4 protein-coding genes are annotated in these 5,856 nt (G+C 46.7%); all 4 read left to right on the top strand.

Annotation, left to right across the window (positions count from 1 at the left end):
• The first annotated feature begins 284 nt into the window (after positions 1–284).
• Positions 285–2,774 (top strand): ATP-dependent Clp protease ATP-binding subunit, encoded by a 2,490-nt coding sequence (locus tag AC805_RS08125; RefSeq protein ID WP_055074961.1) that lies wholly within the window; start codon positions 285–287, stop codon positions 2,772–2,774.
• A 117-nt stretch (positions 2,775–2,891) separates the two neighbouring features.
• Positions 2,892–3,989, top strand: coding sequence for a septum site-determining protein MinC (locus tag AC805_RS08130; protein WP_231662505.1), 1,098 nt, complete (start codon positions 2,892–2,894; stop codon positions 3,987–3,989).
• Positions 3,990–3,991: 2 nt separating this feature from the next.
• Positions 3,992–4,795 carry a septum site-determining protein MinD gene (minD, locus tag AC805_RS08135; RefSeq protein ID WP_009626820.1) on the top strand — a complete coding sequence of 268 codons (804 nt, stop codon included), beginning with the start codon at positions 3,992–3,994 and terminating at the stop codon, positions 4,793–4,795.
• An 8-nt stretch (positions 4,796–4,803) separates the two neighbouring features.
• The gene (minE, locus tag AC805_RS24580; protein ID WP_072143557.1) at positions 4,804–5,613 is read left to right on the top strand and encodes a cell division topological specificity factor MinE; all 810 of its coding nucleotides are present in this window, start codon (positions 4,804–4,806) and stop codon (positions 5,611–5,613) included.
• Positions 5,614–5,856: the final 243 nt, after the last annotated feature.

The following is a 5,856-nucleotide window of genomic DNA, read 5'->3' on the forward strand; positions in this document are numbered from 1 at the left end:
TTAATTATGCCCAGCTACTTAGCCAGCTACTTAGCAAGTTCCTAATTTAACTATGCCTACTCACTTTAAGGGCGTTAAATCTGTTTTCTAAATTACAAAATTCGACAAATTATGTGAAAATATTGTGTAAATAGGTGGATAATACCCAAAAATATACCTAAGGCATAGCTTTAAGTTTAGTTAAAAGTTTGGTTAAAGGGAGTGAGATCCGTACCTACAGAATGCTGTTAAGGCTGTGCTAGTATTAACTTTAACCAGAACGCAGCAAAGTATGGGGAAACGCCATGTTTGAACGCTTTACAGAAAAAGCAATTAAAGTCATCATGCTGGCTCAAGAGGAAGCTCGCCGCCTCGGTCATAACTTTGTCGGCACAGAGCAAATTCTATTGGGTCTGATCGGAGAAGGAACTGGCGTTGCCGCCAAAGTACTGAAGTCGATGGGTGTAAACCTCAAAGATGCACGCATTGAGGTTGAGAAAATCATCGGACGCGGCTCTGGTTTTGTCGCCGTCGAAATACCTTTCACGCCTCGCGCCAAAAGAGTCCTTGAGTTGTCGTTAGAAGAAGCTCGCCAGTTGGGACATAACTACATCGGTACCGAGCATCTGTTGCTAGGACTAATTCGCGAAGGCGAAGGCGTTGCCGCTAGAGTTTTAGAAAATTTGGGCGTAGATCTGTCCAAAGTCCGTACTCAAGTAATTCGTATGTTGGGCGAGACTGCCGAAGTCTCCGCAGGTGGTGGTTCGTCGGGACGTACCAAAACGCCTACCCTTGATGAGTTTGGTTCTAATTTGACCCAGCTAGCTCAAGATGGCAAGCTCGATCCCGTTGTGGGTCGCGAGAAAGAAATTGAACGAGTAATCCAAATTCTCGGTCGTCGCACTAAAAACAACCCAGTACTAATCGGTGAACCAGGTGTTGGTAAAACTGCGATCGCAGAAGGACTTGCTCAACGCATTTCTAATAGTGACATTCCCGACATTCTCCAAGAAAAACGGGTGGTTACGTTAGACATTGGCTTGCTAGTGGCGGGTACAAAGTATCGTGGTGAATTTGAGGAACGCCTCAAAAAGATCATGGAAGAAATCCGCACCGCTGGCAATGTGATTTTAGTAATTGATGAAGTCCATACTCTGATCGGTGCTGGTGCTGCTGAAGGTGCGATCGATGCCGCGAATATCCTCAAGCCTGCCCTTGCCCGTGGCGAACTCCAGTGCATCGGCGCAACTACCCTTGATGAGTATCGCAAGCATATCGAACGTGATGCTGCCCTTGAGCGACGCTTCCAGCCTGTCATGGTTGGTGAGCCTAGCGTGGAAGAAACCATCGAAATCTTGATCGGTTTACGCCAACGTTACGAAGAACACCACAAGCTCAAGATTGACGATGAAGCCCTCGTTGCTGCCGCGAAGCTATCCGATCGCTACATTAGCGATCGCTTCTTGCCCGACAAAGCGATCGACTTGATCGACGAAGCTGGATCCCGCGTAAGGTTGATTAACTCCCAGTTACCTCCCGCCGCCAAAGAACTTGATAAGGAATTGCGGTTAACCCTTAAAGAAAAGGATGACGCGGTTCGCAAGCAGGACTTTGATAAAGCTGCGGAATTACGGGATAAGGAAATCGATCTCAAACAGCAGATTCGCGCCCTCAGCCAAACCAAAAAGGCAGAAGCACCTACCGAGGACGCTCCCGAAATTCACGTCACCGAAGAGGACATTGCCTACATCGTCAGCTCTTGGACTGGCGTACCCGTACTCAAGATCACCGAATCCGAGTCCGTTAAGCTCATGCAGATGGAAGAAACATTGCATAGCCGCGTGATCGGACAGGATGAAGCGGTAAAAGCAATTTCCCGTGCGATCCGTCGCGCCCGTGTCGGTCTCAAGAGTCCCAATCGTCCGATTGCTAGCTTTATCTTCTCTGGTCCCACAGGTGTTGGTAAAACCGAGCTAACCAAAGCTCTCGCAGCTTACTTCTTTGGCTCTGAAGATGCGATGATTCGCCTCGACATGTCCGAATACATGGAGCGCCATACCGTATCGAAATTGATCGGTTCGCCTCCTGGCTATGTCGGCTATAACGAAGGCGGTCAGCTTACGGAAGCCGTGCGTCGTCGCCCTTATACCGTGGTGCTATTCGATGAAATCGAAAAGGCTCACCCCGATGTGTTTAATTTGCTATTGCAAGTACTGGAAGATGGTCGCTTGACCGACTCCAAAGGACGTACGGTTGACTTCAAGAACACCCTGTTGATCATGACCTCGAACGTTGGTTCTAAAGTCATCGAAAAGGGTGGTGGTGGACTCGGCTTTGACTTCGCCGCTAGCCAAGAAGATGCGCTCTATACGCGCATTCGCTCCCTAGTTAACGAAGAACTCAAGCAATACTTCCGCCCAGAATTCCTCAACCGTCTCGATGAAATCATCGTCTTCCGTCAGTTAACCAAGCCCGAAGTCAAGGAGATCGCCGATCTCATGCTCAACGAGTTCTTCAAGCGGATGCTCGATAAGAATATCGTCCTCACGGTAACCGAGCGCTTTAAGGATCTACTCGTCCAAGAGGGCTACAATCCTAGCTACGGCGCACGTCCGTTGCGTCGCGCCATCATGCGTTTACTTGAAGATTCTCTTGCGGAAGAGATCCTTACAGGTAAAGTCCGTGAAGGTGCATCCGTACAGGTTGATGTCGATGACGATGGCAAGGTCAAAGTGATCGAACAAGAAGCCCTTAATGGTTCTGAAAACAGCCTTCAGTTACTACCGTCGGCTTAGAGAAAACAGGGGGCTTAAGCCCCCTTGTTTTCTGCTTTTTTGTTTTTGCACCACCTCAGTGATTCCGAGAGCTTTGGTGGTAGATGGATGGATAGTGCTAAATTTGAAAAAAGCTTCATGAATGCCAACCAGCGTAATATTGCCGTGAAATCGAATCCTCTGCCTCCTACGAAACTTCAGTCGGTTGCAGGGGATTTGTCATCTGCGGAGATGCCTGAAGTTATTGTAGTAACTGAAAAAAGTGAAGATTCCTTGGGCAATGTCCCTGCCCCTCTTACGGTTGCAGATGTGGAGGGGGGAGAACTCAAGCCAATTCCCAGCCAGCCTACTAAAAAGGCTCAGCCAGATGCTGAGGCAATTCCCGATCCTGAAATTTCCCAAGTAAGGTTTAAAACCCTTGAGGGCAAGCTCAATCTATTATTGCCAACTGAAAAAAAGATCAAGCTACCATTTCATAAATCCAATGATGGTTCTTCATCTTCTCCATCTATTGGTGCAGATGCGTCGGCATCGCCTAATTCTGAGACTTCATTACTAACTTTAACTTGGGAAGAAATACTTTCGCAGCTAGAGCAACGCATGGCGGCGAGTGGTCATGATTGGAAGCCCCGTACACAGGTATATTTGCAAGCAGGCGATCGCCTATTGGATACGCGTCAACTGCAAGAAATATATGAGTCGTTGCAAAATTACCAATTATTGTTGCATTGTGTTGTCACTAATCGTCGTCAGACAGCGATCAATGCTGCTAGTATGGGTTTTTCTGTTGAGCAAGGCACTGTCTTTCGTGAGTTGTTAGGATTTAATCCAATTCCTAATGCGCCAACGGACGATCCGCTATACATTAAGATGACCGTAAGATCTGGTACCGAAATTCGGCATTCAGGCAGTATTATTGTCTTCGGTGATGTCAATGCTGGTGCGGAGTTAATCTCTGAAGGCGATATTATCGTGTGTGGCAAGCTGAAAGGCATGGCTCATGCAGGTTCTAAAGGTAATGCTCAATCGGTAGTGATGGCTTTGCACCTCAATGCCACCCAGATTAGGATTGCTAGTTTTATTGCTCGTGTTGAGACTCCGAGTACATCTTTTTGTCCAGAAGTAGCCTTGGTCAGTACGCAGGGTACACCTGCAATTAAAATTGTCCAAGTAGTTGACTTTTCTGCATTTAATCATTCTTCGCTAAACTATCCCTCGTCAATTAGTAATTCGTAAACATGAGTCGCATTATCGTTGTTACCTCAGGTAAAGGTGGTGTCGGCAAGACCACATCTTCAGCAAATCTCGGCATGGCGCTCGCTAAACTAGGGCGTAAAGTGGTTTTGGTGGATGCTGACTTTGGCTTGCGAAATCTCGATCTTTTATTGGGATTAGAAAATCGCATCGTGTATACCGCCCTTGAGGTGATCGCACGAGAATGTAAGCTCGATCAAGCCCTAGTTAAAGATAAGCGTCAACCTAATTTATCGCTCTTAGCCGCTCCCCAAACGCGCAATAAAACTGCCATTACTGCTGCTCATATGAAGGCTCTAGTAGAGGTTTTAAGCCGATATTTTGATTACGTATTAATTGACTGTCCCGCAGGGATTGAGTCAGGTTTTCAAAATGCGATCGCAGGGGCGAAGGAAGCGATCGTCGTGACGACTCCTGAAATATCGGCGGTGCGAGATGCCGACCGTGTAGTTGGTCTGCTCGAAGCCAACCGAATTACGGATATTAAATTAATTTTGAACCGTATTCGCCCAGCTATGGTAAAAAATAACGACATGATGAGTGTCGAAGATGTGCTGGATATTTTGTCAGTTAAATTAATTGGCGTAATTCCTGATGACGAACAGGTGATCGTTTCTACTAATAAAGGGGAACCATTGGTGTTGTCAGATAAGCCATCGCTAGCAGGCACTGCCTATGAGAATGTGGCAAAGAGACTGGAAGGCAAAAATATCGAGTTCTTACAACTCGAAGTACCCCCTAAAGGATTTTTTGCCCGTCTGTCTAGCTGGATTAGTGGGAATTCCTGAGGTTAGAAATGATTTCAACACTGCTCGATCGCCTGTTTCAAAGAAGTAACGTCCCAAGTGGAGCGCAAGTCAAGCAGCGTTTGAAATTTATCTTGGCTCACGATCGAGCCGCGATCGAGCCACAGGTTTTTGAAAATATGCGCCATGAAATCATGCGGGTAGTTTCAAGATATGTAGAGCTTGATGAAGGCGCGTTGGATATCCGCTTGGAGTCGGATAAACGCATGACCGCGTTAATCGCAAATCTGCCCATTCGGATGGTGCGGGAAGAGTTACCCGATCTGGTAAGTCTTTTTGATAACCCTGATGAAGAAACCTCTCCAAACCAAGAGGAGTTAAAGGATTCTTCGGTATTAGAAATGGATCTATCCGCAGAAGCCGCCCTTGATGCGATCGCGGCAAAAGATCCCATACAGACCTCCGAAGATATATCCCCATCGAGCATAGCTCTGGTGGCAGAAAGAACGACCGAAGTAAGTATCAAGCTGAGGAGCGCTGCTACTAAAGCGCAAAATGTGGAAGCGAACGAGCGAGTCGTTAAAGAAAGCGATCGGGTGGAAACTCAAGTTAGCAAAGATGTGGTGAATACTGCGGTTCCAACGGAGAACAATTTAGATACCGCTGTGAGCGATATCAGCAATGTTAGCTCTACTAATGTTGTTGCTGATAAAGTTGCTGCTGAGGGAATTGTTGCTGTTAATGCTAGTGACGTTATGCCCCTTGATGACCTTGATGACAAGGACGAAGCCGCCATTGAAGAATCGAGCGATCAACTAGAGTTGTCCTTCGATGTTCCCAGTTCGAGCGAGACAATATAACAAGGTAAGGTTTACTTAGATACTTAGAGTATAAACCCCAAAAAATTAGTGGCGGGGCAAAGCGCCACCACTAATTTTTTGGGGTTTTGAGTTGCAATAAAACCGAAGAAGATAAGGTTGGCGCTTCGTGCCAACCTTATAGTTGTTTTAAATAACTTGTAGACGGGCTTCGACTTCGCTCAGCCCTCGGTGTAAGCTAGCTGAGCGAAGTCGAAGCTGTAGTTTTTATTTGAATTATCTATA

The sequence above is a fragment of the Pseudanabaena sp. 'Roaring Creek' genome (genome assembly GCF_001402795.1).
GTDB lineage: Bacteria > Cyanobacteriota > Cyanobacteriia > Pseudanabaenales > Pseudanabaenaceae > Pseudanabaena.

Coding starts and splice junctions, on each gene's coding strand:
- minE (WP_072143557.1), top strand. CDS start 4,804: ATGATTTCAACACTGCTCGATCGCCTGTTTCAAAGAAGTAACGTCCCA.
- AC805_RS08125 (WP_055074961.1), top strand. CDS start 285: ATGTTTGAACGCTTTACAGAAAAAGCAATTAAAGTCATCATGCTGGCT.
- minD (WP_009626820.1), top strand. CDS start 3,992: ATGAGTCGCATTATCGTTGTTACCTCAGGTAAAGGTGGTGTCGGCAAG.
- AC805_RS08130 (WP_231662505.1), top strand. CDS start 2,892: ATGAATGCCAACCAGCGTAATATTGCCGTGAAATCGAATCCTCTGCCT.